Raw genomic sequence first — 22,770 nt, 5'->3', positions numbered from 1 at the left:
CACACGTCGACGCGCCGCGTCTCAGATATCCCAGCGCGTCCCGTCGGTGTGTTCGAGGTAGTCAGCGTGTTTTTCGGCCTCTTCGTCGTAGATTGCCTCGCCCGGTCCCGCCGGCTCCTCGGTGAAGTCGGCGTCCACGGCGTCGTCGACTCTGAGCACGAGATTCGCCACCTCCGAGGCGCGCAGCACGACCCGGCGCTTCGTCGCCGCGGCGTCGAAGACGCCGCACTCGGCGGCGTTTCCGACCTCGCCGTCCGGAAGGACGAACCCCGCGGCGTCGTCGCCCGCGGCGTGTGCCGCCTTCAGGTCGGCCAGCAGTTCGACGTGGTCTTCGCCCGCGTTGCGGACGAGCGTCGCCACGACGGCTTCGAGGGCGTCGGCGAACGCCGTCATCGCCAGTTGCGCCCGCGACGGCTCCGCGCGCGCGGCCTCGCGGACGGCGGCGGCCATGCGGAGTTCGATTGCGCCGCCGCCGGGGATGACACCACCCCGGTTCCCGCCGCGGCCGCGGGCCGCGCCGACGGCCGCGGCGGCCTTCCGCACTTCGCTCGTCGCCTGCGCCGCGATTTGATCGGTCACACCGCGGAGGAGCACCGTCACCGAGTCGGGGTTCTCACAGCCCTCGAAGACGGTCATAAACCGGTTTTTCCGGCGGTTCCGGCGCGGTTCGCGCATCACTTCCTCGACGACGCCGGCGTGTCCGAGGTCGCCCGCGGAGACATCGGTCGGGTTGGTCACGACGCTTGCGCCCGTCGCCCGCGCCACCTGTTCGAGATGGAGCCGGTTCGCTCGCCTGATGCCGACGATGCCGCGGTCGGCGAGGAGTCGCTGGTACTCGTCGTTGATGCCGAGGCGGGTGACGACGACGTCGACCCCGAGGTCGTCGATGCGGTCGACCACCCGCTCGCGCCGCTCCGTGTACACGTCTTCCATCGCCGCGGCGTCGTCGGGCGACGAGAGGTCAAGAGAGGCGCCCTCGGTCCACAGCTCTGGGTCCGACAGCGACCGCTTGAATCCGCCCAGCGCGAGCACGGTCGCGTCCTCGACGCGGACAGGCATCTCCTCCGAGACGCGGTGGTTCACGTCGAGCACCGCGCCGTCGACGAGCCGGGAGTCACTCATCGACCCCTTGCTCACGCACCGCACCGCAAGCGTCGCCTCGGTCGGGAAGCCGACGGCGTCGACGGCGTCGACGACGCCCTCGGCCAACCCGCCGACGACGCCGCCCACGTCGTTTCCGGTCATCGCGGTCCGCGCAATCGCGAGGTCCGTCGCTCGCCGGCCGTCGTGCGGCGTCGTCGCCGCGTCAAGTTCCGCGAGGGCGGCGTCCATCGCCCGGTGGTAACCGGCTCGGAGGTCGTACGGGTGGACACCTCGGTCGAACAGCTCGACCGCCTCGTCGAGCAGCTCCGACATGAGCACCACCGTCGCGGTGACGCCGTCGGGGATGTCCGCGCCCTCGACGGCCGTCTCGCCCGGCCGCTCCGGGCCGATAACCCGCGTCACGACCGGCGCGATGGGATGCGTGGTCGGAAGCGACTCCAGCAGGCTCGCCCCGTCGCTCGTGACGGTGATGTCGTCGGCTGTCATCTCGTTGGCCGCGTGGGGAACCTCGTTTTCGTCCGGCCCGCGGCTTCTGAGCGCGTTGACAATCATCTTGTCGCGCGACGTCGGCCCCAGCGCGGAGGCCAGCACGTCGGCGAAGGCGTTCACCGCGACCACGTTCGCGTGTGGAAACAGCGGTGCGCCGTCGCTGTCGGTCGGCACCGCTGGCTCCTGTGCTGCGTTACTCATTCACACGTCGAATGAGACCAGACGGTGAAAAGCCTGTCCCTCCCGGCGGTCTCAGGCGTCCCAGTCCGGCAGTTCCCGGTTGATGTACTCGCCGTGGCCCGGCTCGGAGACGATTTCGCCGTCGTCAGCGATGAGTTCGCCGCGGACGAACGTCTTTTTCACGCGACCGGTGACCTCTCGGCCCTCGTAGATGGAGAAGTCGGCGTTCGAGGCGTTGTCCTCGGCAGTAATCGTGTACGTCTCCTCGGGGTCGAACAGAATCACGTCCGCGTCCGTGCCAGGGTCCAGAGTGCCTTTGTCCGACATCCCGAAGATGCGCGCGGGGTTCCGGCTCATCACGCGGACGAGGAACGGGTACGAGAAGTCGCGCTCGTTGACCGCCTCGTCGTGGAACACCGGCACGGACACCTGAAGGGCGTTCGCGCCGAACGTCGAGTCCCACCAGTTGTCTACCTCCTTGGACTCGCGTTTGTAGCCGCAGTGGTCCGTCGAAACCACGTCGAGCGTGCCGTCGGCGAGATGTTCGAACATCGCCTCTACGTCATCCTGTTTGCGGATTGGCGGCGCTATCATGGGAAGGTTACCCTGCGTCTCGAACACGTCGTCGGTGAGCGTCGTGTAGTGGGTGCAGGTCTCTGCGCGGACCGCCGAGCCGTCGTCGCGGAACTGCGACAGCACCTCCGCGGACTTGCGGCAGGAGGTGTGGATGCCGTAGTACTTCGCCCCCGTCTCTTGGGCCATCCGCACGGCATCCTCGGCGGCCATCGCCTCGGCGTAGTCCGGCCGCGACTGCGGGTAATCGGTCGGGTCGCCGCGACCCTCCGCTTTGAACCGCGCTGTGAGCGCGTCGATGAGCGAGGCGTCCTCGGTGTGGTAGACGCCGACGGCGTCGATGTCGGCTATCTCCTCCATCACGGTGTGCATGAACCCGTTCGAGAGGCCGTGTTCGTAGGTGGTGAACATCTTGAACGAGGAGACCCCTGCGTCGACGGCGTCTGCGAGCTCCGACAGCACCGCCGGGTCCTCGCGGGTGATAGCCCCGTGGAAGGCGTAGTCGACGTGGGCGTTCGCGGCCTTCTCGCGCTTGCGCTCGATACCCTCTAACAGCGTCCCGCCTTCCTCGAAGATGGACAACTCGCCCGTCCACGCCTGCCAGGCGAAGTCGACGTAGGAGGTGACGCCCCCGAGGGCCGCCGCCGCCGACGCCGTCTCGTGGGTGTCTATCGAGAACATGTCGTCGATGTGGACGTGCGGGTCAATCATGCCGGGCATCACGAGCAGTCCCTCGGCGTCAATCGTCTCCGTCGCGTCCGGCATCGACGACGCGTCGCCGACGGCGACGATTTCCTCGCCGTCTATCGCTACGTCGGCGTCGAACGTGTCCGTCGCGGTGACGACCGTACCACCAGTAATCAGTGTGTCGACTGGCATACCATCGATAATTCCGGCCCGATAGTAAAAAGGTTCACCCGATCGCCGCTGAACCGAGTCGTTCGTCAGATTCGTTTCGTCCGTCACCAGGCGGTGCAACCGGAGTCACCGCCCTCCAAATTACAGAGCTATAATCGTAATAGTTCCATTGATTCTTAATATTGTTTGGCAGACTGCTGCATTGTTCCCTCGACCGACACGTTCGCCGTTGAGGTGTGTCGGCGGTCGTCGGCGGGTCAACGTCGCCGGCCGTGGTCGCGGGGTCTCACCGGGCCGCCGCTCGCGTTTGCGTGGACGAAAGAGCTAATCCGCGGAGCCCCAACAGCACTCATATGCCTCCACAAGTCACGGTTCTCAGCACCGGCGGCACTATCGCAAGCACCGACGGCGAAGGCGGCGCGACGCCGAGCAAGCGCGGCGCGGCGCTCGTTGACGCCGTTCCCGAACTCGGTGAGTACGCCGAAGTCGAGGTACGGGACGTGGCGCTCCGTCCGAGCTTCGACATGGACTTCGAGACGGTCGCGGCGACCGCTCACGCGGCGCGCGACGCCGCCGTGGACGGTGCCGACGGTGTCGTCGTCACCCACGGAACGGACACGATGGAAGAGTCCGCGTACTACCTTGACCTCGCGTTGGACCTCGACGTGCCGGTGGTGTTCACCGGCGCGCAGCGCCGCCCGAACGAGGTAAGCGCCGACGGCCCGAGCAACCTCCTCACGGCCGTCCGCGCGGCCGTCGACGAGTCGTTCACGGGGCGCGGCGGCGTCTACGTCGCTTTCGACGAGCAACTCCACGCCGCCCGCGACGCGACCAAGATACACACCAGCGACCTCGATGCGTTCGCCTCGCCGGACGCGTCCCCAGTCGCTCGGTTCACCCGCGAGGGTACGCGCCTTCTCCGCGAACCCGGGAGTCGGTCCGCGTCGGTGGACGCCATCGAGTCTTCGAAAGACGTGGCCGTCGTCCAGAGCTACATCGGGGCCGACGACCGACAGCTCCGGTCCGTCGTCGAGGCGGAGGCCGACGGCGTCGTCCTCGAAGGGACCGGATTGGGGAATGCGACGAACGCGCTGGGCGAGGCCGCCGGCTCGCTGGCCGAAGACGGCTACCCCGTCGTCGTCACGACGCGGTGTCAGGGCGGGGCGGTCGCGCCGGTGTACGGGTCACCCGGTGGCGGAGAGACGCTCCGTGACCGCCGCGTCATCGACGGGTCGGACCTCCCGGCACACAAGGCGCGCATCAAGCTCATGCTCGTGTTGGAATCGGTCGGCGACGACTTGGCGGCTATCCGCGCAGCGTTCGAGTAACCGGCCGGCCGCGGACGCTCGCGGCGCTGGTTCGTCGCGGTCGAAACGTCGAAAAAGTCGGTTCGGAGACGGTCGTCGCACTGACGGTCCGGTCGCTGACAGTCTGGTCAGACGTAGCCGCTTTCGCTCTCGTAGACGCTCGGGTCGTCTTTGTACTTCCGGGCGACCGCTTCGAGCGTCTTGAACTCGGCGTTCTCGTGGCTCTTCACGTACTGAATGAAGTCTTCGAGGAACGGAATCATGTGTGGCAGGCCGTGCAGGTCGGGGTGGATGGTGAACGTGTAGACGCCCGCCCCGCGGCGGTTGTACAGGTACTCGAACTGCTTTTTGTAGTACTGCTCGTACATCATGTTCGGGTCCTTGTACCCCGAGTGGTAGAGGGGCTGTTTGATGAACAGCATCGGCGGAATGTCGTCACGATACCAGCTAATAGGTATCTCCACCACGCCGGTCTCAGCGCCGTACTCGTACGGCGACATCCACGTCTCGGCGTCCTGTTCGTACTGAATCTTCGTCCAGCTGTCGCCTTTCCGCATGTAGCCCGGCTCGAACTCTCGTTCCATCAGGCTGCTGTCGTACAGGAAGCCGTGTTTCTCGACCAGTTCCGGCGTGTTCTCGCTGAACTCCCACCAGCTCGCGCGGTGACCCACCGGCGGGTCGCCCGTCACATCCTCAATGAGCTCGATAGATTTCTCGATGATGGCATCTTCCTGTTCCCGCGAGAGGTCCGTCGGGTTCTCGTGTGAGTACCCGTGGACTCCGATTTCGTGGCCGCCCGCGGCGACCGCCTCCACCTCGTCGCGGAACGTCTCGATGGTGTGGCCGGGAATGTACCACGTCGTGTCGATACCCTCGTCTTCGAACAGCTGGACCATTCTCGGAATTCCCTCGTTGCCCGCCGAGAGGCCCCGAGAGAGGTCCGCCGGCGAGTCGGCCCCGCCGTACGACCCGAGCCAGCCAGCTACACAGTCGGCGTCTACACCGATAGCTACGTCAATGTCTCCCATGCTAAGCATTAGTACGCTTTCGCGGAGAGAATATAACTGAGCGCGTTGTCGCAAAAATAGCCGGTAGTCGGGCGCTACGCCGGCGGCCATGCCATCCTCACCCTTGCGTAATCTCGCTGATGTCGACGATGCGCGTCATCGCGTAGACGACGACGAAGATAACGAGTAGGAGCACGATAGAGAGCGCGGCCGCGTTGGGGTAGTTCAGCCCGTTGTTCACCGCGAGATAGATGAGTGTGGTGATGGTCGACTCGCCGCCCGAGAGGAACTGCGGGACCATGAAGTCGCCGATAGAGAGGACGAACACGAAGATGGCACCGATGGTCACCCCGGGCAGGCTCAATGGGAGCGTGATGTGTCTGAACGTCGCCACCGGCCCGCCGCGGAGCGTCTCGGAGGCGTCGAGCAGGTCTTCGTCTATCTGCGACAGCGAGACAAAGATGGGCGCGGCCATGAACACCACGTACGCGGCGACGTATCCCACCATCTGCGAGAATGGGGAGAATAACAGCCAACTGAGCGGCTCCTCGACGACGCCGACCCAGAGGAGCAGTCTGTTGATGACGCCCGTCCGTCCGAGAATTGGGTTCCACCCGATGGTGCGGATGAGCGCCGATGTCCAGAAGGGGATAACGAGGAACAAAAGCAGTAGCGTGCCGCCGCTCTCGCTCGTGTAAAACCGCAGGTAGTACGCGATGGGGTAGCCGAACAGCAGACACAGCGCCGTCACGCCAACGCCGACGACGAGCGTCCTGACGAACGTGGAGTAGACTGTCTGGTCGAACACGGACTCCCAGGCGGTCAGCGAGAACTCCCAGACGACACTGAAGCTCTCGTAGGTGAGGAAGCTGTACACGGCGATAATCGCAAGCGGCGCGAGCAGGAACGCGGAGAACCAAAGCACCGTCGGTGTCACGAGCGCCTGCACTTCGCCGAACCGAAGCCGCTCGCCGAGGCTCGGCGTGGTCGTGTCTTCGGACGTTTCTAATGCCATGTGTTGGCAAGTCACGAGGACGGTACAAATAAATTTCGCACCGCGGTGGGCGTCGGTTCAGGCGCTGGTAAAGTCCGACCACCGCGAGAGCATATACTCGGAGTTGTCGGGCCAGATTTGGAAGAAGCCGATGCGGTCGATGCGCTCCTCGATTGGGCCGGAGTCGCGGGCAATGCCGTCGCTGGCGGAGTCGCCTTCCTCCATCGACCACTCGTACTCCATGGGGTCGAACAGCGCCTCGGACTCGAACTGCGTCTCCGAGATGGGGGTGTAGGTGCTCTCGCCCTCGTAGGCCCAGTCGTAGTACTCCGGACCCATCCCCTCGCCGGACTCGTCAGAACCGGTTCGGACGAGTTCCTGGTTCGGGTAGTGCGGGACCGAGTATCCCCAGTTCTGGATGTATCCCGGGAACCACGCGCCGTAGTGGACATCGTTGATGAGCGAGTACACCTCGTTGAGGTTGTTCCGGTCGCGCGCGCCGGGACGTAACGGCGCGATGCCACCGTACCAGTAGCGGTAGCCCTGCACGCCCTCGGACATCGTGGCGTAGGTACACGGCGTGCCGCTCCGGCGGACGTCCATCGCCGCCGGCTGCCAGAGGTCGCCGAGGATGGCCTCTTCGGACGCCATCAGGTTCACTGAGGTTCCGTAGGCGGTCCACGTCGAGCGGAACTGTCCCGCCTGCTTCTCGCTGACGAGGAAGTCGACCGCCTGGTCCATCTGCTCTTCGGTCGGGTTGTTGAGCTGGCCGATGTCGGCGTCTATCATGTCGTTGTCCAGGAGATGCATCAGCGTCTCCGGAATCGCAATAGACGACACCGCGCCCATCGCCACCTGCCCCGAGTACTGGTCGTCGAACAGCGCCGACCACGTGCTCACGTCGTCCACCTGCGTCGGGTTGTAGCCGATGGCGTCGAAGTTGTACACGTGCGGCGGCAGCAGCATCTCGGTCTGCTCGTCGTCGGCCCACAGCAGGTCGAGCACCGTCTCGGTCTGTTCTCCCAGGTGGCTCAGCCGTTCGGTGGGGTTGGTAAACAGGTCCGACACCAGGTCGGGGTTCCAGTTGTCGAGTTCGTCGACCGGGACGGGAATACTCGCGTCATTGTCCTGGACGATAGCGCCCGCGCCGGGCGAGTCCGACGAGACCATGTCCATGTTCGCCTGCCCGCCGCTGAGCACCTGCTGTTGGGTCGTCGGGATGTCGGCCGTGGTGACGTTAACCGAGATATCGGTCATCTCGGTGAACTTGTCAGCCTGTCCGTCGCGAACCGCCCACGCGGGACCGATCCACTCCAGCGGCCGAGACCCGTCGGTGGTTCCGCCGCCGGAACTGCTCGACGTCGTGTCACCTTCACCGGAGCCGCTCGTCGTCCCCGATCCGCCGTCGCCGCCGTTCCCGGCGCATCCGGCGAGGGCGGCCCCGGCGGCCGCTCCGCTCGCAAACTTTACAAAGTTTCGCCTATTCATGCTATCAGGCATGGAATAGGAGTCTATAACGACACTACTTAGTCTTTTGCGTCTTTTTCGGATATTTGTGTGACCGATTGGGTTTCACCCGCCCGCCCGACGGAGCGGACCGAAACGGACGTTTCGCTCCCGTGGTTGCTCCCCCGTCGCTAACTACTTGTACCGCGATATGAATTGACACCACGTGTCACGATTAGACGATTCGGTCGCGTTAGTCACTGGTGCATCGAGCGGTATCGGCAACGCAATCGCGGCGGCGTTCGGCCGCGAGGGGGCGACGGTGGTCGTCGCCGACGTGCGCCGGGAGCCGAAACTGGACGACGAGCGGTCAGTGTTCGAGAAATTAGACGACACCGGCGCGGAGTACTCCTTCGTCGAGTGCGACGTGTCCGACCCGGCGGCGGCGGAGGCGGCCGTCGAACACGCGGTCGACTCCTACGGTCAGTTAGACGTGCTGGTGAACAACGCGGGCATCTACTACCAGTATGAGGCCGAAGCGACGCCCGTCGAGGACTGGGACGCCATCGTAGACGTGAACGCCCGCGGGACGTTCCTCTGTTCGAAGTACGCCCTGCCGCACCTCCGCGAGAGCGCCGGCAAGGTCGTCAACCTCGCGTCCATCTTCGGACTGGTCGGCGGCGGCCGGAGCGCCGCCTACTGCGCTTCGAAAGGGGCCGTCGCCAACCTCACCCGCCAGATGGCGCTGGACTACGCGCCCGACGAGGTGAACATCAACGCCTTGGCTCCCGGTATCATCGAGACGGCGCAGAACGTCGAGTGGCGCGAGAACGCCCCCGAGATAATCGCCGAATGGGAGGCCGCGACGCCGTGGCCGACGTTCGGGTCGCCCGAAGACGTGGCCGACGCCGCGCTGTTTCTCGCCTCCGACGAGAGCGACTTCGTCACCGGAGCGGTGCTCTCAGTCGATGGCGGGTGGACCAGCCACTGACCGTCACGCGACGTCTCTGAACGGTCCAAGAATATCGCAGACCGCCGACCCGGTCCGAGTCACCGACCCTCAGGACCGGCGGTTGTACACGATGAGCAGTCCCGCGGCGGCTAAGAGGAGCGTCGAGAAGACGGTGGTGAGGCTCCCGAGCGCGAACAGGTAGGGCTGGACGCGCGTGCCGGCGGCGATGGCGAATACCTCGAGCGGCATCGTGTTCTGATTCCCCACGAGCAGGAGACTCCGCGTCGCCTCGTTGTACGACAGCGTGAATGCGAATACGGCCGCACCGAGGAGTGTCGGCGCTATCTGCGGGAGTATCACGTTTCGGAACCGCGAGAGTGGCCCCGCGCCCAGCACGCGTGCGGCCTCCTCGTTTTCCTTGAGCGCCGGCGGGAACCCCGCGAGGAGGACGATGACCGCGAAGGGAAGCGCCCAGACGACGTGGACAGGAACCGCGAGCCACAGGTTCTTCGTCAGCCCGAGCACCTCGTTGAGAAGCAGCGTCGCGCCGACGCCGTACGTGATGCCGGGCGTGATGATGCCCAGGATGAGGAGAAACAGCAGGCCGCGCTGTCCCCAGAAGTCGTAGCGGTACGCCAGCGCCGTCGCCGTCGCAAGCACCGTCGTGATGACGGTCACGACGAGCGCCAGCGTGACCGACCGCCGGACGGCCTCGATGAGTCCCTCGTTGGCAAGCAACTCTCCGTACCACTCGAAGGTGAACTCGACGAATGGAAACGTCAGCCCACCCGAATTGAACGAAAACGCAATGACCGAAAAGATGGGCAAATAGATGTACGCCGCGGCAAGCAGGAAGTACGCCAGAAGTACTCGCTTGACGCTGACGGCCTCGATGACCCCCGTGATCGGGGACTGACCCGACGCTACAGTCTCCTCGGAACGTTCGGTTTGTGTCGACATCTACAGAGAGCCATTCGGAGCCACCAATATAAGTCCACGGTATGCTGTGACACGGACGGCTCAGTGCATGGCGTCGCCGCCGTCCGGCGAGAGCGTCTGCCCCGTGTAGTAGCTGCTCTCGTCGCTGGCGAGAAACACCGCCGTCGGTGCCACGTCCTCGACGCGGCCGGCCCGCTCCATCGGGAGTTCGGCCGCCTTCTCGCGCCGCCACTGCTCGGAGATGTCGCTGAGAAGGGGCGTCTCGACCGGCCCGGGCGCGATGGCGTTCACGCGCACGTCGGGGGCGACTTCGCGCGCCAGCGCGCGAGTGAACGCGATGACGCCGCCCTTGGCGGCGCAGTAGTGGGTGAACCCCGCCGCACCCTTGAAGCCCAACTGCGACGCCACGTTGACGACGCTCCCCGACCCGCGGTCGATCATCCCCGGGACGACGCGGCGGGTCACAAGGAACACCCCGCGGAGGTCGACGTCCAACACCTCGTCCCACTCCGCAACGCTCATCTCGTCGAGACGGGACCGTCTGAGGATGCCGGCGTTGTTGACGAGCACGTCCGGCGTCCCGTACGTCGCCTCGAACCCGTCGACGAGTTCGTCGACGCTCGCCGCGTCGCTCACGTCGCCGGGAAAGGCTGCCGCCTCGCCGCCGGCCGCCTCGATTTCGGCGACCACCTCGGCCGCCCGCGTTCGCTCCTCGTCGCTCGGATAGTGATTCACCCCGACCGTCGCTCCCGCCTCCGCGAGTGTGACGGCGACGCCGCGGCCGATGCCGCTGGACGCGCCGGTGACCAACGCCGTCTTGTTCGCTACTCGGCTCATGATCCGATGTCGGCGGCGGCCGCGATAAAGCTGTGGCCGGGGTTCGGTCCGGTCAGCTCTCCGCTTCGCTCCGCTCGTTTCCTCGACGACTCCGCTGCTACGCCTCTGCTTTGGCTTCGGCCAGCGCGTCGATGACCGCCTCCATGTTGTCCGTCAGGGGGTAGACGACCGGCTCGGTACAGCCGGCGGCACAGTAGTCGCGGACCCGGTCGATAACGTCGTCGCGGGTGCCCGCAGCGACGATGTTCGTCACCACGTCGTCGTCGACGTACTGCGAGGCGCGCTCGATGTCCTCGGCGGAGGCCGGCCACCCGCCCATCTCGGCTTGAACTTTCTCCGCCAGTTCGGGATCGATGCCCGACGCCTTCCTGATGTGCGGCTGCTGGCCGATGTACTGTGTGGCGAGACCGCGCGCCTGGTCGATGGCCACGTCCGCGTCCTCGTCCATTGCGACGGCGATGAGCTGCGGGCGGTCGGCGTCTTCCAGCGTCCCGTCCTGCTTTTCGACGCCCTCTTTCAGCTTTTCGAGGCCTTTCAGGTTGTGCTCGGGCGGGATAAGGTAGTTCATGAAGATGCCGCCGGCGATGCCTTTCCCGACCAGTTCGCCGGTCAGCTTGTGCATCGTCTCGCCCGTCGCGCCGACGTAGATGGGCACGTCACGGGGCTGTGCGTCCGAGCGAACGAGATCGAGTTCGATGTCGTCGACGGAGAGCGTCTGCCCCTCGTACGTTACGTTTTCGAGGTCCAGCAGGCGCTTGGTGACGGTACAGTACTCCCACATCCGACGGAGCGGGTGCTCCCGTTCGATGCCGACTTTCGACGCCAGCGGGTCCCACCACGCGCCGATGCCCAGTTTCATCCGCCCGCCCGAGAGCTCGTGGAGCGTCGAGAACGTCTGTGCCATCACCGCCACGTTCCGCGTGTAGCAGTTCGTCACACCGGGCGCGATATCTATCTCGTCTGTGACCTGCGTGTACGCGCCCATGACGGTCATGGCGTCGCGGACCAGCCGCGACTCCCCCTGCCAGACCGAGTCCAGCCCGGCCTCCTCGGCGTACTGCGCGTACCGAATCTCGTCTTCGATGTGCGGTTTCTCCCAGTTCCAGATGCCTGCGCGAGTGAACTCGCGGTCGAAATTTGCCTTCATAATTACTCCGTGGCCAGTTCGTACGCGGCGTTCGCCAGCGTGTTGGCCGCCTTGTAGCAGTCGTCCCAGCTCGTGTATTCGTCCTCGCTGTGGCTCTTGCCGTCCTCGGAGACCGAAAACACCATCCCCGTGTCCATCACCTTGTGGGTGTGAGTCGCGTCGTGTCCCGCACCGCTGAAGATACGCGTACCGTCGTAGCCCAGTTCCTCGGTCGCCAGTTCGACGGCGTCGACGCAGCCGTCCGCGAACCGAACCGGGTCGGTCCACATCCGGTCTTCGTACTCCCAGTTGACGCCCTCGCGCTCGGCGGTCGCCTCCGCCTCCTCGAGGACGCGCGCCCTAGCCTCCTCGATGACCGCCTCGTCGGGATCGCGGAATCCCCACGTGAACGTCACCTCCTCGGGGATGATGTTGATGGAGTTGGGCTTCGCGTCGATGTAGCCGGTCGTGCCGACGGTCCGCTCGCCCAGCGTGTCGGGGATGCGCCGAATCTGCGTGATGACGTCCGCCGCGGCAACGAGGGCGTCGCTCCGGTAGTGCATCGGCGTCGGCCCCGAGTGGTCGGCCTCGCCGTGGAAGGTAATCGCGCCCCAGGTGAAGCCGACGATGCCCGTGACGATTCCCACGTCGGCGTCGTTCTCTTCGAGGTACGGTCCCTGCTCGATGTGGAGTTCGAGGTACGAGTCGTAGTCGCGCTGCGGTTCGGCGGGCACGTCGCCCTTGTAGCCGATGCGCTCCAGTTCCTCCTCGAAGACCTCGCCGTCGGCGTCCGTCTTGGCGTACTCCGTCTCAATGTCGTGTTCGCCCGCCCAGACGCCGGAGCCCTGCATGGCCGGCTGGAACCGCGAGCCCTCCTCGTTCGTCCAGTTGACGATTTCGATGGGGTGTCTCGTCTCGATTCCCTCGTCGTTCAGCGCGCGGACCAACTCGAGCGCGGCGACGACGCCCATCGCGCCGTCGTAGATGCCACCGTACGGCTGGGAGTCCAAATGCGACCCCACGAGGATGGTCCCGGCGTCGGGGTCGGTCCCCTCGCGGTAGCCGAACATATTGCCGAACTCGTCGACGGTGAGTTCGAGCCCCGCCTCCGACACTTGGTCTGCGAACCACGCCCGAATCTCGGCGTCCTCGTCGGAGAGCGCGAGGCGGTGCAGCCCGCCTCCGTCCGTGCCGCCGATTTCGGCTTGCTCTTTCATCGTCTCGACGAACCGCGTCTCGTCTACCTCGATAGCCATGTATCCGTACCCATTGTGGAGAATGTATAAAAATTTTCGCAGACAGTGACTCGATGTCCACAGACAGAAGACAACAATGGACGAATCTACGCACAGCTCAGTGCCAGGGGAACGTGTCCCCCGCGGCGTGTCGCTGCCGCATTCGGCAGCCCCCGGCTCCGCTACTCGCCGAGGATGTCCTCTTGGAGGTCCACGTCGCCGGCCACGCTCGTCCGTTCGAGGAGGATGGCATCGTCCGCGTTCCAGCCGACCGTCACCGCGTCGGCGGCCGGTTCGACCCGGTCGTCGGACTTCGCCTGTATCTGCTTCGTCCCCTCGCTCCCGCGCGCGGTCATTACTATTTGCGTCCCCTCGCCGGAGCGGTGGATGACGTCGTCAACGTCGCAGTCGAGGCCGTTCTCGCCGTCTTCGAGGCGAACGAACTGCGGGCGGACGGCGAACACCACCGACCGGTCGACGAGGTTCTCGGGCTTCGAGTCGGCGTTCGCGGTCGAGACGCGGAACGCGCCGAAGTCGGTGTCGACGACGGCGACGGCTCCCCCGGCGTCCACGTCGGTCACCGTCCCCGAAAACAGGTTCGAGTCCCCGACGAACGCGGCAGTAAAGGCCGTCCGCGGCCGGTTGTACACCTCCCTGACGGGCCCGGAGTGTTCGATTTGCCCGTCGTTCATCACGACCATCTGGTCGGCGAGCCGCATCGCCTGCGTCTGGTCGTGGGTCACGTAGACGAACGTCGTCTCCAGTTCGCGGTGGAGTCGGAGCAGCTCCCGCTCCATCCGCTTTTGGAGCTTGTAGTCCATGTCGCCGAGCGGTTCGTCGAGGAGGAGCAGTTTCGGTTCGAGCACCAGCGAGCGGGCCAACGCGACGCGCTGTTGCTGGCCGGCGGAGAGTTCGGCGGGGTCGCGGTCAAGCATCCCCTCCAACTGCATCATCTCGGCCATCGACGCCACGTGGTCGTCGGCTTCCGCGGCGGACACGTCCATCCGTTCGAGCCCGTATCGGATGTTCTCCTCGACCGTGAGATGCGGGAACAGCTGGAAGTCCTGAAAGACCAGTCCGATGTCGCGGCGATAGGTCGGCGCGTCCGTGATGTCGCGTCCGTCGAGCGTCACAGTCCCTTTGGTCGGCGGCACGTTACCGACGAGTGAGTGGAGCGTCGTGGACTTGCCGCAGCCGGAGGGACCAATGATAACGCAGAAGTCTCCCGCGTCGATGCTGAAGCTGATATCGTCGACCGCGAGCGTGCCGTCGGGGTATATCTTCGTCAGGCCGTCGACCGAGAGTCCCGCGCTGGCTTCGTCCGCGTGGGTGTGGTCGCTCGTCGCCATCTCACACCTCCATCAGGTCGTCGACAGTCACCGAGTCGGACGCGCTCAGCCGGTCGTAGCAGACGCCCTCGGGGGCGTCCCAGCCGATTCGAATCTCGTCGCCCTCCTCGAATCGGCGGACATCGCCCGAGCGACGGACCTGGAACTCGCGGGTCACGTTTGGAAACGAGACGGCGAACTCGGTATACTCGCCGGTGTACGTCAGGTCTTCGACGGTCCCCGTCGAGCCGTTGTCGCACGCGTCGGCGTCGTCCCCGAGGGCGACGTCCTCCGGCCGGAGGAGCACCATCGTCTCCTCGCCCACCGACGGCGGCTGTTCCCGCGACTCGGCGACGACGCTCCCAAGGTCGGTGTCGATGACGACCCGGTCGCCGTCGTGTTCGGTCACCGTCCCGAGAAGCGGGTTGTTGTCGCCGATGAACCGGCCGACGAACGCCGTCTCGGGGGCGTCGTACACCTCCTCGGGCGTGCCGACCTGTTCGATGACGCCGTCGTTCATCACGACGAGTTTGTCGGCCAGTTTCAGCGCCTGGTCTTGGTTGTGAGTCACGTAGACGAACGTGCTTCCGAACTCCTCGTGGATTCGCCGTATCTCCAGCACCATCCGCTTTTGCAGCTTGTAGTCTAAGTCCGCAAGCGGGTCGTCCAACAACATCACGTCGCACTCGCGGACGAGTTGCCGCGCCAGTTCCACCCGCTGTTGCTGGCCGCCCGAGAGCTCCGAGGGCAGACTCGTCTTTGTCTCTGAGATAGACAGCAGTTGGAGGGTCTCGTCCACCCGCCGGGATATCTCCTCGGCGTCGTACGTCCCGGCCTCACGCAGGCCGAAAGCGACGTTCTCCTCGACGGTCATGTGGGGAAACAGCCGGTCTTCGAAGTCCTGAAACACGAATCCGATGTCCCGCGCTTCGACCGAGCGGTTCGTCACGTCTTCGCCGTCGACGAAGACCGCGCCCCGTTCGAACGAGAGCAATCCCGAGATGCATTTCAGCAGCGTCGACTTCCCGCTCCCGCTGGACCCCACGACGACGCAGAATTCTCCCTCGTCGATTAATAGGTCTATTCCACGCAGTACTGGCTCTCCGGCGAACGATTTCCGGAGTCCGTCGATGGATATGGCCGTTTCTCGTTCGACTGTCACGCTCATATTCATCATATGTTACATGCGTGCATTTAGTGTTTGTCTTTGTCACACAGACTCGCACGCTACGCGCGGGTGAGAACTCATACGACCCGACTCCACCGCCGCTGATACTCCGGTCGGACCGACTCACCGGGGCGGCCGAGCAGACGAGGTTCAGATGTTACAATTATAACGCTGTAATTTGGTATTTTGCCGGACAAATTGTGTATAGTAGGCCAATTAGCTGGATATTGTTTTATCTATATCGGTTTCTAATCTATTTCTGACCACTAGCTACTCGTTCATGTGGAATTTTTCCTAATCCGTTCAGACTGGGAATGGGTGTCCGTACGTGTTGGCAGGAGACCGCGGCGCTCGGCTCGAATCAAGCGTACGCGCTCGGCGAGAAGCGTCCGACACGTGGTCGGGTACCGCGTGATCCGCGGAGAACGCTCGTAAGAGCGCAATAGTTAAGATGCGAACTTTCGGAACGAAAGGCATGACAGCCGTTACCGAGAGCGACGGTCCTCGTACGGTCGGACTCTGGGACCTCCTACTGTTGAGCGTCGGCGGCATGATGGGTTCGTCGATATTCTTCTTTCCGGCGTTCACTGGTCAGTTAGTCGGCCCGGCCGCGGTTCTCGCGTGGCTGGTCGCGGGGGTCGGGATGGTCAGTATCGCACTTTGTTACACTGAACTCGCAACCGCGTTTCCCGAGTCGGGCGGCCCGGCTATCTTTCCCGTGAAGACCCTTGGGAGAAGCAGGGCCGTCCGCCGGTTCGCCTCGTACATGGAGGGCACGTCGTACGCGCTGGGGTGGGTGTTCGGCGTCGCCGTCTCGGCGTGGTACGTAGCGAACTACCTCGGCGCGATTCCCGAACTCGCAAGCGTCCAGGGTCAGACGGTGCCGCTGGGGCTGCTTGCGATTGTTGCCAGCCTCGGCGTCACGCTCGCCGGCATCGACGTCACCAAGCGGACGAACCTCGTCTTCACCGCGTTCCTCCTCGCGGTGCTCACCGTCGTCGGCGGCGTCGGCCTCGCCAACGGCGACGCGTCGAACGCCACGCCGTTCGTCACCGGAAGCGGGACGGAATTCCTCGCGGCCGTCGGCCTCGCTATCACAGGCTACGGGGCCTGGACAGTCGTCCCCGCGGCCGCCGGCGAAGTAAAGCGGCCGAACGAGACGATACCCCGCGCAATCGTCGGGAGCCTCCTTCTCACGACTGCGTTCTACACCGCTATCGTCCTCGCGCTCCATCTCACGGTCGCGCCGAGCGCCTTCCGGAACGGAAACCTCGTGATGGTCGCGCCGCTCTCGGCCGTCCTCGGCGACGCCGGACTTCCGGTGTTCGCGCAGTACCTCCTCCCGGTTGCCGCGCTCATCGCCATCTTCACGACGATGCTCGTCGGCCTGACCAGTTCCGCGCGCGTCCTCTCGGCGCTCGCCGACCGGAGCCTCCTCCCGAGCGCGTTCGCTGCCACCAGCGAGCAGACGAACTCGCCGTACGTCGCGCTCTGCACCGTCGCCATCGGCGCCGGCGCTGTCGTCATCGGGAGGCAGGTCGTCGGTGGAATCGTCCTCGCCGCGCTCGTCGGGACGGTCCTCCCGTACGCCATCAACATCGCGTCCTTCGTCGGGCTACGCGTCTATCGCGGTGACGTTGCCGCGCCGTTCCGCGCGCCCGGCGGTCTCTTGACGGCCGCAATCGCCTGCTGCTTCCTCGCGCTTCTCGCCGTGGGGCTCTCCGTCGAGCATCCCGTCGCGGCGCTCGTCACCGTCGCCGCGCTGCTCGCTGGCTACCTGCTTCAGTATCTGTTCGGTGACGCGCCGGCTACCGAGCCCGACGCGTGACCGTGACCGTTGCGACCCGCGGACGCTTCGGCAGCCGTCGACACCACTCTCGCGTACTCCGTGCGGTGGCGGCCAATTGCCGGAATCCACAGAGCGTGCCGTGATGCGGACGCTCGTCGCTCGTCGGTCTCGGGTACTCGACCGGTGGCCCGTCGAGGTCGATAGGTGATGCATAATGGAAAAACCCCATTTACACAGATAATACTAAATTTTGATAAGTTATGTCGATGGCTGCCGGCCGTCCGTTTTACGGTCGAATACAGAATAGGCGTTTAGACGGCTTTCTGCTACTAACTCGGATTACGTCGTGTGTGTCCGGGGCGAAGACCATTTATAGCCATTTGTCTAAATAATACCCACTATCCCCACCTATTTTGTGATTTCTATACACATATAGAAATAATTTTTAATAAATCTTCTTTATTGCTGAAAAATACGAGATTATTGAACTCAAAATACTTGCATCAATTTAGAAACTAATAGAGTAACAAGACAGTATTCAATAATATATTCTGAAGCGTCCCCGACGAAACCCGGCTTCGGGTGTTCGCCATCGTACGGCAGTCGCTCCGCTGGACGCGTCACCGAAAACTGGACGAACGTCGGTTCACGACCGTGGTTTTGTGATGCCGTGTCGTCTCTCCCGCTCCGTACTTTCGCCTCCCTCGGCGGCGACGCGACGCTCCGACTGCCGCACGTCTGGGGTTGTACCCTCCGTTCGACTCGAATCGAGAGTACGGGCGAATTACTCGGATGCGAAGTCGAGTCTATACGTGAAGTAGCGCTCGTCGTACAGGAGGAACCGACGCAACCCCGCCTCGACGCCCGCGTCGTTCTCGATGTCGCCGTCGAGGTACGCCCAGTGGTCGAGTTTCGTCAGGAGCGACGTGAACGCCTCGGAGTACGGATGCGACTCGCGGTAGGTGTCGGCCGCCGCTTGCCGGAGAATCTCCCGCTCCGCCTGCGAGAGTGCCTCCCGGGTCGCCCGCGCGTCGAGGAGCGACGCCCGAAGTATCGTCTCCATCTCGGCCGTCGAGTCGGCGACCGGGTCGGCGTCGGCCCGGTAGACGGATTCGTGAAACGTCTCGCGGGCGATTTCGACTTCGTAGATGGTATCCCGGAATTCGACGTGGGACGCCCCCGATTCTTCGAGGAGGTCGCTCGCCTCCGCCGCGTCGTCGGTCCGATACACGTAGCCGCCGCGTTGGACGAGGCCGCGCGGAGCGCCGCCGGTGTTCCCTCGCGCCCGAGCGGCGAAGTACGCGACTTGCACCGCCTGTTGGTCGCCCTCGGGAAGCGACGAGTGCGTGACGTGGTCCGGGGCGGTGTCGAGTTCGTCGGCGCGGCCGACCTCGAACAGTCGGAGCACCGGATGGCTGACGGTCTCCTCGCCGACAACGAGCGAGTCGAGGTGGTAGTACGTCCCGTTTCGACGCGCGTAGGTGGGTGTCTCGCTCCCGCGAGCGAGGAACGGCGTGTGGTGTCGCGTCGTGTATGCCGTGCCGTTGAGCGTGGCGTTGAACGCAGCTTCGTCCCACGGCGGCTGCGTCTCGGTCAGGTCGACGACGTACCGTTCGGCAAGCGAGCCATCGAGGGAGAACAACGAGAGCACGAGACTCCGCGTGTCTGTCTCTGACTCAGGGAGAACCTGTGAACAGCCACCGAGCACCGCTGTCAGTAACGCGCCGCCGGTCGCTAGGAGTCGTCGCCGCGTCGTGATTTCGGAGGGCACGAATAGGACTCCGCCCGAACTGTCAAAATACTTTTCCCACACCGTCGGCGTCGTCCCGGTTACGACCCCAACGCCGCGATTGCGACGTTCGACTCCGCCCCGGCGGTGCTGAACCGCAGCGTGTCACTCGTCTCTAAGCGGCCTCCCCTCGGAGATAACAGGCGAACCATCGTCTCGCCGGGGGTCACCAATTCAGGCGTCACAGTATCCACTCCGTCGGGGTGGGTTTTGCATACTCGAACGTCGCGGAGTCGCGTGATAAGGACTCCTCTCTGGACGAAGTTTGCACCCCGGCAGTCGCGGACCCCGAAGGTTAAGCCGTGGGTCATCCTGCTACGGGTATGGTCGCTTCCACCGCCCAGCGAATCGCAGAGTCGGGTATCGTCGCAATCATCCGAGGGACCGACCCCGAGACGGCAATCGAGACGGTTGACGCGCTCCGCCGCGGCGGGGTTTCGACGGTCGAGATAACCGCGAACACCGAAAGCGTCCTCAACATGATTCGAGACGTGTCTGAGTCGTTCGCGGCCGACGAGGTGACCATCGGCGCGGGGACCGTCCTCGACGCGGAGACGGCGCGGGCGACGACTCTCGCCGGTGCGGAGTTCATCGTCACGCCGTCGTTCGATGAGGGCGTCGTCGAAACCGCGAATCGTTACGGTGTACCCTCGCTCGTCGGTATCGCCACGCCGACCGAAGCCGTGAATGCCTTCGAAGCCGGCGCGGACATGGTGAAAGTGTTCCCCGCCGACACGCTCGGACCGAGATTTATCTCGGCGCTCGGTGGCCCACTCGGACACATTCCGACCGTCCCGACCGGCGGGGTCGGACTGGACAACGTGGACGAGTTCTTCGATGCGGGCGCGACGGCCGTCGGCGTTGGGAGCTCCATCGTCGACACCGAAGCTATCGCTTGCGGCGAGTTCGACGTTATCGAAGCGAACGCTCGCGTGTTCAGAGAGGCTGTCGAGGCCGCACGGTCGGAGTAGGAGTTCGACTGGCTCCGACGGCCGCGACAACCGAGGAGTCACCCGTTCTGAACTACACAAAACGAAAGCGGAACCCGACAGTCTGTGTCGCTTCGGGACCGTGGGAAGGTAGCGTCGTCACTCCCGACGCGGTGTTGCGCCGTCGGCTTCCGCTCTCACCTACGATCGGGACGTGCTCTCGGAGTCGTTGACTCGGCGCGTTACCGCTCGGCGACGACCTCGATCTCCACGTCGATGTCGACGGGGAGTTTCACGACCTCGACGGCGCTCCGTGCCGGATACGGTGCCGACATATACTCGCCGTAAACCTCGTTCACCTCGTCGTAGTAGCGCATGTCCTTGAGGAAGACGGTGGCTTTCACCACGTCTGCGAGCGACGATCCGCCGGCCTCCAGAATCGCCTCGACGTTCTCGAGGGTTCGCATCGTCTGTTCCGCCGGCGTCCCGTCGACGACTTCACCCGTTTCGGGGTCGACAGGTCCCTGTCCAGAGACGTAGAGTTTGTCGCCCGAGACGACACCCTGCGAGTACGGTCCGATGCTGTCCGGTGCGTCCGCTGTGGTTAGTTCTTTCATCGTTGATGTGGTTACCGTCGTGATGGTACTTCGTCCGCGTCGTACACTTCATTGATGAACGACGTCGAGAGACTCGTTGTGAGGCCGCCGTCGAGGACGACGTTCTCGCCGGTGATGAAACTGGACAGCTCCGATGCGAGGAACAGCGAGGTGTCCGCGACCTCACGCGGTGTCCCGAAGCGACCGAGCGGGTACTGGTCGAGCCAGCCTTCGCGCGCGTTCGAATCGCCCGTTCGGCCCTCTGTGTTCTCCATCTCCTCGCGCCTGCTCGCGGTTTCTATCGTCCCTGCGGAGATGACGTTCGAGCGAACACCGTGTTGGCCGTAGTGGGCCGCGATGTTTCGCGACATCGCGAGGAGACCGCTTTTCGCCTCCGAGTAGCCGGATAAACCGATGCCGAAGAGCCCGTTGACCGAGCCCATGTGGATCATCGAACCTCCGCCGGCGGCGACCATGGCCGGGAGGACCTCCTTGCTCAGGAGGAACTGGCTCTTGAGGTTCAGGTCGACCATCCGCTCGAACGTCTCCTCGTCGCAGCGGTGCGCCACGTTCGCGGACTCGTCTGACCCGCCCGCGTTGTTCACCAGAACCTTGACCTCGCCGAACTCGTCGAGTACGGTATCGACGAGGCTTCGAACCTCGTCGCGGTCGGTTACGTCGCATTCGACCGGAACGACCCGGCCGTCGTGTGCGGCGGTGAGCTCCTCTGCGACCGGTCTCACGTCGTCCAACGAGCGCGAGCAGATGGCGACATCTCCGCCAGCCTCCGCGAATCGCGCCGCGATTTCGCGACCGATACCTCGAGAGGCACCGGTTACGATTGCCGGACGGTCTCGTAGTGATAACTCAACCATAGCGTGCGCACCGATGTGGTCGGAGCTATTCAACCTTGCTATGGTGTTGCACTATATTCGATACGCTTCGACGGCGTCTCGGTCGACCGAGATGCCGAGTCCGGGCCCGAGCGGCGCGGGGAGACAGCCGTCTTCAACTTCGAACGGTTCCGAGATGACATCGCCCTCCCACGCGTAGTACGTCGAGTCCGGGGGGAGTGAAAAGCCCGGAATCCCGCTCACGGCGTGGAGAATTGCCGCGGTTCGAATCCCGAGGTCGAATGCACAGTGGTGGGTAAACGGCACGCCGGCGTCTTCGAGTATCGCGGCCTGTTGCCGGATCCCGCTGATGCCGCCAGCCGGGGTGAGGTCGATGACGCCCACGTCCATCGCGCCGGCCTCGACGAGCGAAGAGATGTTGTGTGGCACGTAGGTGTCCTCATTCGGGGCGATGGGCTGCCGAAGGCGCTGTCGCAACCGTGCGAGCGACACGTGGGAGTCCACCCGAATCGGCTGTTCGAGGTACTGCAGGTAGATTCCCTCGTCTTCGAGCATCGCGCCGACGCGAACTGCCTGATCAAGTGTCCAGCCCTGGTTCGGGTCGAGTCGGAACTCCAGTTGTCCGTCCGTCTCGTCGTGCATCGCCTTGATCCGCGCAACGTCCTGTCGCCAGTCCCTCCCCGCTTTCGTCTTGAGCACGTCGAACCCCGCGTCTAGTGCCTCTCGGGCTTTCACGCGAGACTCCTCGGGCGGCAGGATTCCGAGGCAGAACGCGACCGGGACTGGACCGGGGTTCCGGGTGCCGTCGGCCACGTGGGACCTGTGCTGGAGCGTGCTCTGGGTCGGCGCGGTCCAGCCGCCGAGCAGTTCGTACACGGGTCGGTCGAGCGCTTTCCCTACGATGTCCCAACAGGCCGTTTCGACGGCGGAAAAGAACATATCCACGTTCGTGTACTCGACGAACACCTGTCGGCGAAGGCGTTCGATTTCGAACGGCGACTGACCGACGACCATCGGTCCGATACCGTCTTCGATGAGCGACTCGGTCGCCGTCGGCGAGAGAAACACGCGCATCTCCCCCCAGCCTTCGATACCCTCGTCGGTATCGACGCGGACGAGCACGCGCTCCATCGATTCGAGTTCGCCGTGATTCGTGGTGTACGGGGCGATTCCGAGATGCTCGTCGGTACTCGTCAGCGGAACGTCGACAGTAACCGCTGTCACGTCGGTTATCTCCATACAAACGCTTGTAGGGGGCGACAGTATGAAA

General features: G+C 64.4%; 19 protein-coding genes and 1 pseudogene. 4 read left to right on the top strand and 16 right to left on the bottom strand.

From position 1 onward, the window contains the following. Positions 1 to 21 precede the first annotated feature (21 nt). Positions 22 to 1,794 (bottom strand): TCP-1/cpn60 chaperonin family protein, encoded by a 1,773-nt coding sequence (locus DVK03_RS18735; protein WP_115803505.1) that lies wholly within the window; start codon positions 1,792 to 1,794, stop codon positions 22 to 24. 51 nt (positions 1,795 to 1,845) lie between these two features. After that, complete coding sequence (locus tag DVK03_RS18730; RefSeq protein WP_115803504.1) at positions 1,846 to 3,225, bottom strand: dihydroorotase family protein; 1,380 nt, start codon at positions 3,223 to 3,225, stop codon at positions 1,846 to 1,848. A 332-nt stretch (positions 3,226 to 3,557) separates the two neighbouring features. Between DVK03_RS18730 and DVK03_RS18725 the strand changes: the two genes are divergently transcribed. Next, the gene (locus DVK03_RS18725; RefSeq protein WP_115803503.1) at positions 3,558 to 4,532 is read left to right on the top strand and encodes an asparaginase; all 975 of its coding nucleotides are present in this window, start codon (positions 3,558 to 3,560) and stop codon (positions 4,530 to 4,532) included. A gap of 107 nt (positions 4,533 to 4,639) precedes the next feature. Here DVK03_RS18725 and DVK03_RS18720 read toward each other — a convergent pair whose 3' ends face one another. From DVK03_RS18720 to DVK03_RS18710, 3 genes are all read right to left on the bottom strand, one after another. Next, complete coding sequence (locus DVK03_RS18720) at positions 4,640 to 5,539, bottom strand: polysaccharide deacetylase (RefSeq protein ID WP_115803502.1); 900 nt, start codon at positions 5,537 to 5,539, stop codon at positions 4,640 to 4,642. A gap of 97 nt (positions 5,540 to 5,636) precedes the next feature. Then, positions 5,637 to 6,533, bottom strand: a complete 897-nt coding sequence (locus tag DVK03_RS18715; RefSeq protein WP_115803501.1) for an ABC transporter permease — start codon at positions 6,531 to 6,533, stop codon at positions 5,637 to 5,639. Positions 6,534 to 6,590: 57 nt separating this feature from the next. Beyond that, positions 6,591 to 8,012: an extracellular solute-binding protein gene (locus tag DVK03_RS18710; protein WP_233509327.1), complete on the bottom strand. Its 1,422-nt coding sequence runs from the start codon at positions 8,010 to 8,012 to the stop codon at positions 6,591 to 6,593. A 172-nt stretch (positions 8,013 to 8,184) separates the two neighbouring features. On the opposite strand from DVK03_RS18710, the gene DVK03_RS18705 reads away from it, so the two are divergent. Then, complete coding sequence (locus tag DVK03_RS18705) at positions 8,185 to 8,949, top strand: SDR family NAD(P)-dependent oxidoreductase (RefSeq protein WP_115803499.1); 765 nt, start codon at positions 8,185 to 8,187, stop codon at positions 8,947 to 8,949. Positions 8,950 to 9,018: 69 nt separating this feature from the next. On the opposite strand, the gene DVK03_RS18700 is transcribed toward DVK03_RS18705, so the two are convergent. The 6 genes from DVK03_RS18700 to DVK03_RS18675 form a co-directional block, all read right to left on the bottom strand. After that, positions 9,019 to 9,870 carry an ABC transporter permease gene (locus DVK03_RS18700; protein WP_004043213.1) on the bottom strand — a complete coding sequence of 284 codons (852 nt, stop codon included), beginning with the start codon at positions 9,868 to 9,870 and terminating at the stop codon, positions 9,019 to 9,021. Positions 9,871 to 9,930: 60 nt separating this feature from the next. After that, positions 9,931 to 10,686, bottom strand: a complete 756-nt coding sequence (locus DVK03_RS18695; RefSeq protein ID WP_115803498.1) for an SDR family NAD(P)-dependent oxidoreductase — start codon at positions 10,684 to 10,686, stop codon at positions 9,931 to 9,933. 97 nt (positions 10,687 to 10,783) lie between these two features. Then, positions 10,784 to 11,833 carry an LLM class flavin-dependent oxidoreductase gene (locus DVK03_RS18690; RefSeq protein WP_115803497.1) on the bottom strand — a complete coding sequence of 350 codons (1,050 nt, stop codon included), beginning with the start codon at positions 11,831 to 11,833 and terminating at the stop codon, positions 10,784 to 10,786. 2 nt (positions 11,834 to 11,835) lie between these two features. Continuing rightward, a complete protein-coding gene (locus tag DVK03_RS18685; RefSeq protein WP_115803496.1) occupies positions 11,836 to 13,068 on the bottom strand; it encodes a Zn-dependent hydrolase in 1,233 nt (410 codons plus the stop codon). A 161-nt stretch (positions 13,069 to 13,229) separates the two neighbouring features. Further along, entirely contained in the window at positions 13,230 to 14,396 is a 1,167-nt protein-coding gene (locus tag DVK03_RS18680) for an ABC transporter ATP-binding protein (RefSeq protein WP_004043209.1), read from the bottom strand. Position 14,397: 1 nt separating this feature from the next. Continuing rightward, positions 14,398 to 15,543: an ABC transporter ATP-binding protein gene (locus tag DVK03_RS18675; protein WP_233509328.1), complete on the bottom strand. Its 1,146-nt coding sequence runs from the start codon at positions 15,541 to 15,543 to the stop codon at positions 14,398 to 14,400. Between the two features lie 475 nt (positions 15,544 to 16,018). On the opposite strand from DVK03_RS18675, the gene DVK03_RS18670 reads away from it, so the two are divergent. Next, a complete protein-coding gene (locus DVK03_RS18670) occupies positions 16,019 to 17,371 on the top strand; it encodes an APC family permease (RefSeq protein WP_115803495.1) in 1,353 nt (450 codons plus the stop codon). A 745-nt stretch (positions 17,372 to 18,116) separates the two neighbouring features. Here the strand turns inward: DVK03_RS18670 and DVK03_RS18665 are convergent. Continuing rightward, on the bottom strand, positions 18,117 to 19,103 hold the full coding sequence (locus DVK03_RS18665; RefSeq protein ID WP_233509329.1) for a hypothetical protein: 987 nt from the start codon (positions 19,101 to 19,103) through the stop codon (positions 18,117 to 18,119). A gap of 71 nt (positions 19,104 to 19,174) precedes the next feature. After that, positions 19,175 to 19,306 (bottom strand): annotated as a pseudogene (locus DVK03_RS20350) (sugar kinase); the annotation flags it as partial. A 138-nt stretch (positions 19,307 to 19,444) separates the two neighbouring features. Here DVK03_RS20350 and DVK03_RS18655 point away from each other — a divergent pair. Then, complete coding sequence (locus tag DVK03_RS18655) at positions 19,445 to 20,092, top strand: bifunctional 4-hydroxy-2-oxoglutarate aldolase/2-dehydro-3-deoxy-phosphogluconate aldolase (protein ID WP_115803493.1); 648 nt, start codon at positions 19,445 to 19,447, stop codon at positions 20,090 to 20,092. A 200-nt stretch (positions 20,093 to 20,292) separates the two neighbouring features. Here the strand turns inward: DVK03_RS18655 and DVK03_RS18650 are convergent, their stop codons facing one another. The 3 genes from DVK03_RS18650 to DVK03_RS18640 are packed head-to-tail and all read right to left on the bottom strand — an operon-like array spanning position 20,293 to position 22,739. Further along, complete coding sequence (locus DVK03_RS18650; RefSeq protein ID WP_004043204.1) at positions 20,293 to 20,667, bottom strand: RidA family protein; 375 nt, start codon at positions 20,665 to 20,667, stop codon at positions 20,293 to 20,295. 11 nt (positions 20,668 to 20,678) lie between these two features. Continuing rightward, positions 20,679 to 21,521 carry an SDR family NAD(P)-dependent oxidoreductase gene (locus tag DVK03_RS18645; RefSeq protein ID WP_115803492.1) on the bottom strand — a complete coding sequence of 281 codons (843 nt, stop codon included), beginning with the start codon at positions 21,519 to 21,521 and terminating at the stop codon, positions 20,679 to 20,681. 51 nt (positions 21,522 to 21,572) lie between these two features. Continuing rightward, complete coding sequence (locus DVK03_RS18640) at positions 21,573 to 22,739, bottom strand: mandelate racemase/muconate lactonizing enzyme family protein (protein WP_004043202.1); 1,167 nt, start codon at positions 22,737 to 22,739, stop codon at positions 21,573 to 21,575. Positions 22,740 to 22,770: the final 31 nt, after the last annotated feature.

The organism is Haloferax sp. Atlit-109R (assembly GCF_003665865.1).
GTDB lineage: Archaea > Halobacteriota > Halobacteria > Halobacteriales > Haloferacaceae > Haloferax > Haloferax volcanii.
This window is presented reverse-complemented; position numbering and strand designations above follow the sequence as displayed.

What these genes read in the sequence shown, in the direction of transcription:
- DVK03_RS18735 (WP_115803505.1), bottom strand. Translation starts at nt 1,794, where the DNA reads ATGAGTAACGCAGCACAGGAGCCAGCGGTGCCGACCGACAGCGACGGC.
- DVK03_RS18730 (WP_115803504.1), bottom strand. Translation starts at nt 3,225, where the DNA reads ATGCCAGTCGACACACTGATTACTGGTGGTACGGTCGTCACCGCGACG.
- DVK03_RS18725 (WP_115803503.1), top strand. Translation starts at nt 3,558, where the DNA reads ATGCCTCCACAAGTCACGGTTCTCAGCACCGGCGGCACTATCGCAAGC.
- DVK03_RS18720 (WP_115803502.1), bottom strand. Translation starts at nt 5,539, where the DNA reads ATGGGAGACATTGACGTAGCTATCGGTGTAGACGCCGACTGTGTAGCT.
- DVK03_RS18715 (WP_115803501.1), bottom strand. Translation starts at nt 6,533, where the DNA reads ATGGCATTAGAAACGTCCGAAGACACGACCACGCCGAGCCTCGGCGAG.
- DVK03_RS18710 (WP_233509327.1), bottom strand. Translation starts at nt 8,012, where the DNA reads ATGCCTGATAGCATGAATAGGCGAAACTTTGTAAAGTTTGCGAGCGGA.
- DVK03_RS18700 (WP_004043213.1), bottom strand. Translation starts at nt 9,870, where the DNA reads ATGTCGACACAAACCGAACGTTCCGAGGAGACTGTAGCGTCGGGTCAG.
- DVK03_RS18695 (WP_115803498.1), bottom strand. Translation starts at nt 10,686, where the DNA reads ATGAGCCGAGTAGCGAACAAGACGGCGTTGGTCACCGGCGCGTCCAGC.
- DVK03_RS18690 (WP_115803497.1), bottom strand. Translation starts at nt 11,833, where the DNA reads ATGAAGGCAAATTTCGACCGCGAGTTCACTCGCGCAGGCATCTGGAAC.
- DVK03_RS18685 (WP_115803496.1), bottom strand. Translation starts at nt 13,068, where the DNA reads ATGGCTATCGAGGTAGACGAGACGCGGTTCGTCGAGACGATGAAAGAG.
- DVK03_RS18680 (WP_004043209.1), bottom strand. Translation starts at nt 14,396, where the DNA reads ATGGCGACGAGCGACCACACCCACGCGGACGAAGCCAGCGCGGGACTC.
- DVK03_RS18675 (WP_233509328.1), bottom strand. Translation starts at nt 15,543, where the DNA reads ATGAGCGTGACAGTCGAACGAGAAACGGCCATATCCATCGACGGACTC.
- DVK03_RS18670 (WP_115803495.1), top strand. Translation starts at nt 16,019, where the DNA reads ATGACAGCCGTTACCGAGAGCGACGGTCCTCGTACGGTCGGACTCTGG.
- DVK03_RS18655 (WP_115803493.1), top strand. Translation starts at nt 19,445, where the DNA reads ATGGTCGCTTCCACCGCCCAGCGAATCGCAGAGTCGGGTATCGTCGCA.
- DVK03_RS18650 (WP_004043204.1), bottom strand. Translation starts at nt 20,667, where the DNA reads ATGAAAGAACTAACCACAGCGGACGCACCGGACAGCATCGGACCGTAC.
- DVK03_RS18645 (WP_115803492.1), bottom strand. Translation starts at nt 21,521, where the DNA reads ATGGTTGAGTTATCACTACGAGACCGTCCGGCAATCGTAACCGGTGCC.
- DVK03_RS18640 (WP_004043202.1), bottom strand. Translation starts at nt 22,739, where the DNA reads ATGGAGATAACCGACGTGACAGCGGTTACTGTCGACGTTCCGCTGACG.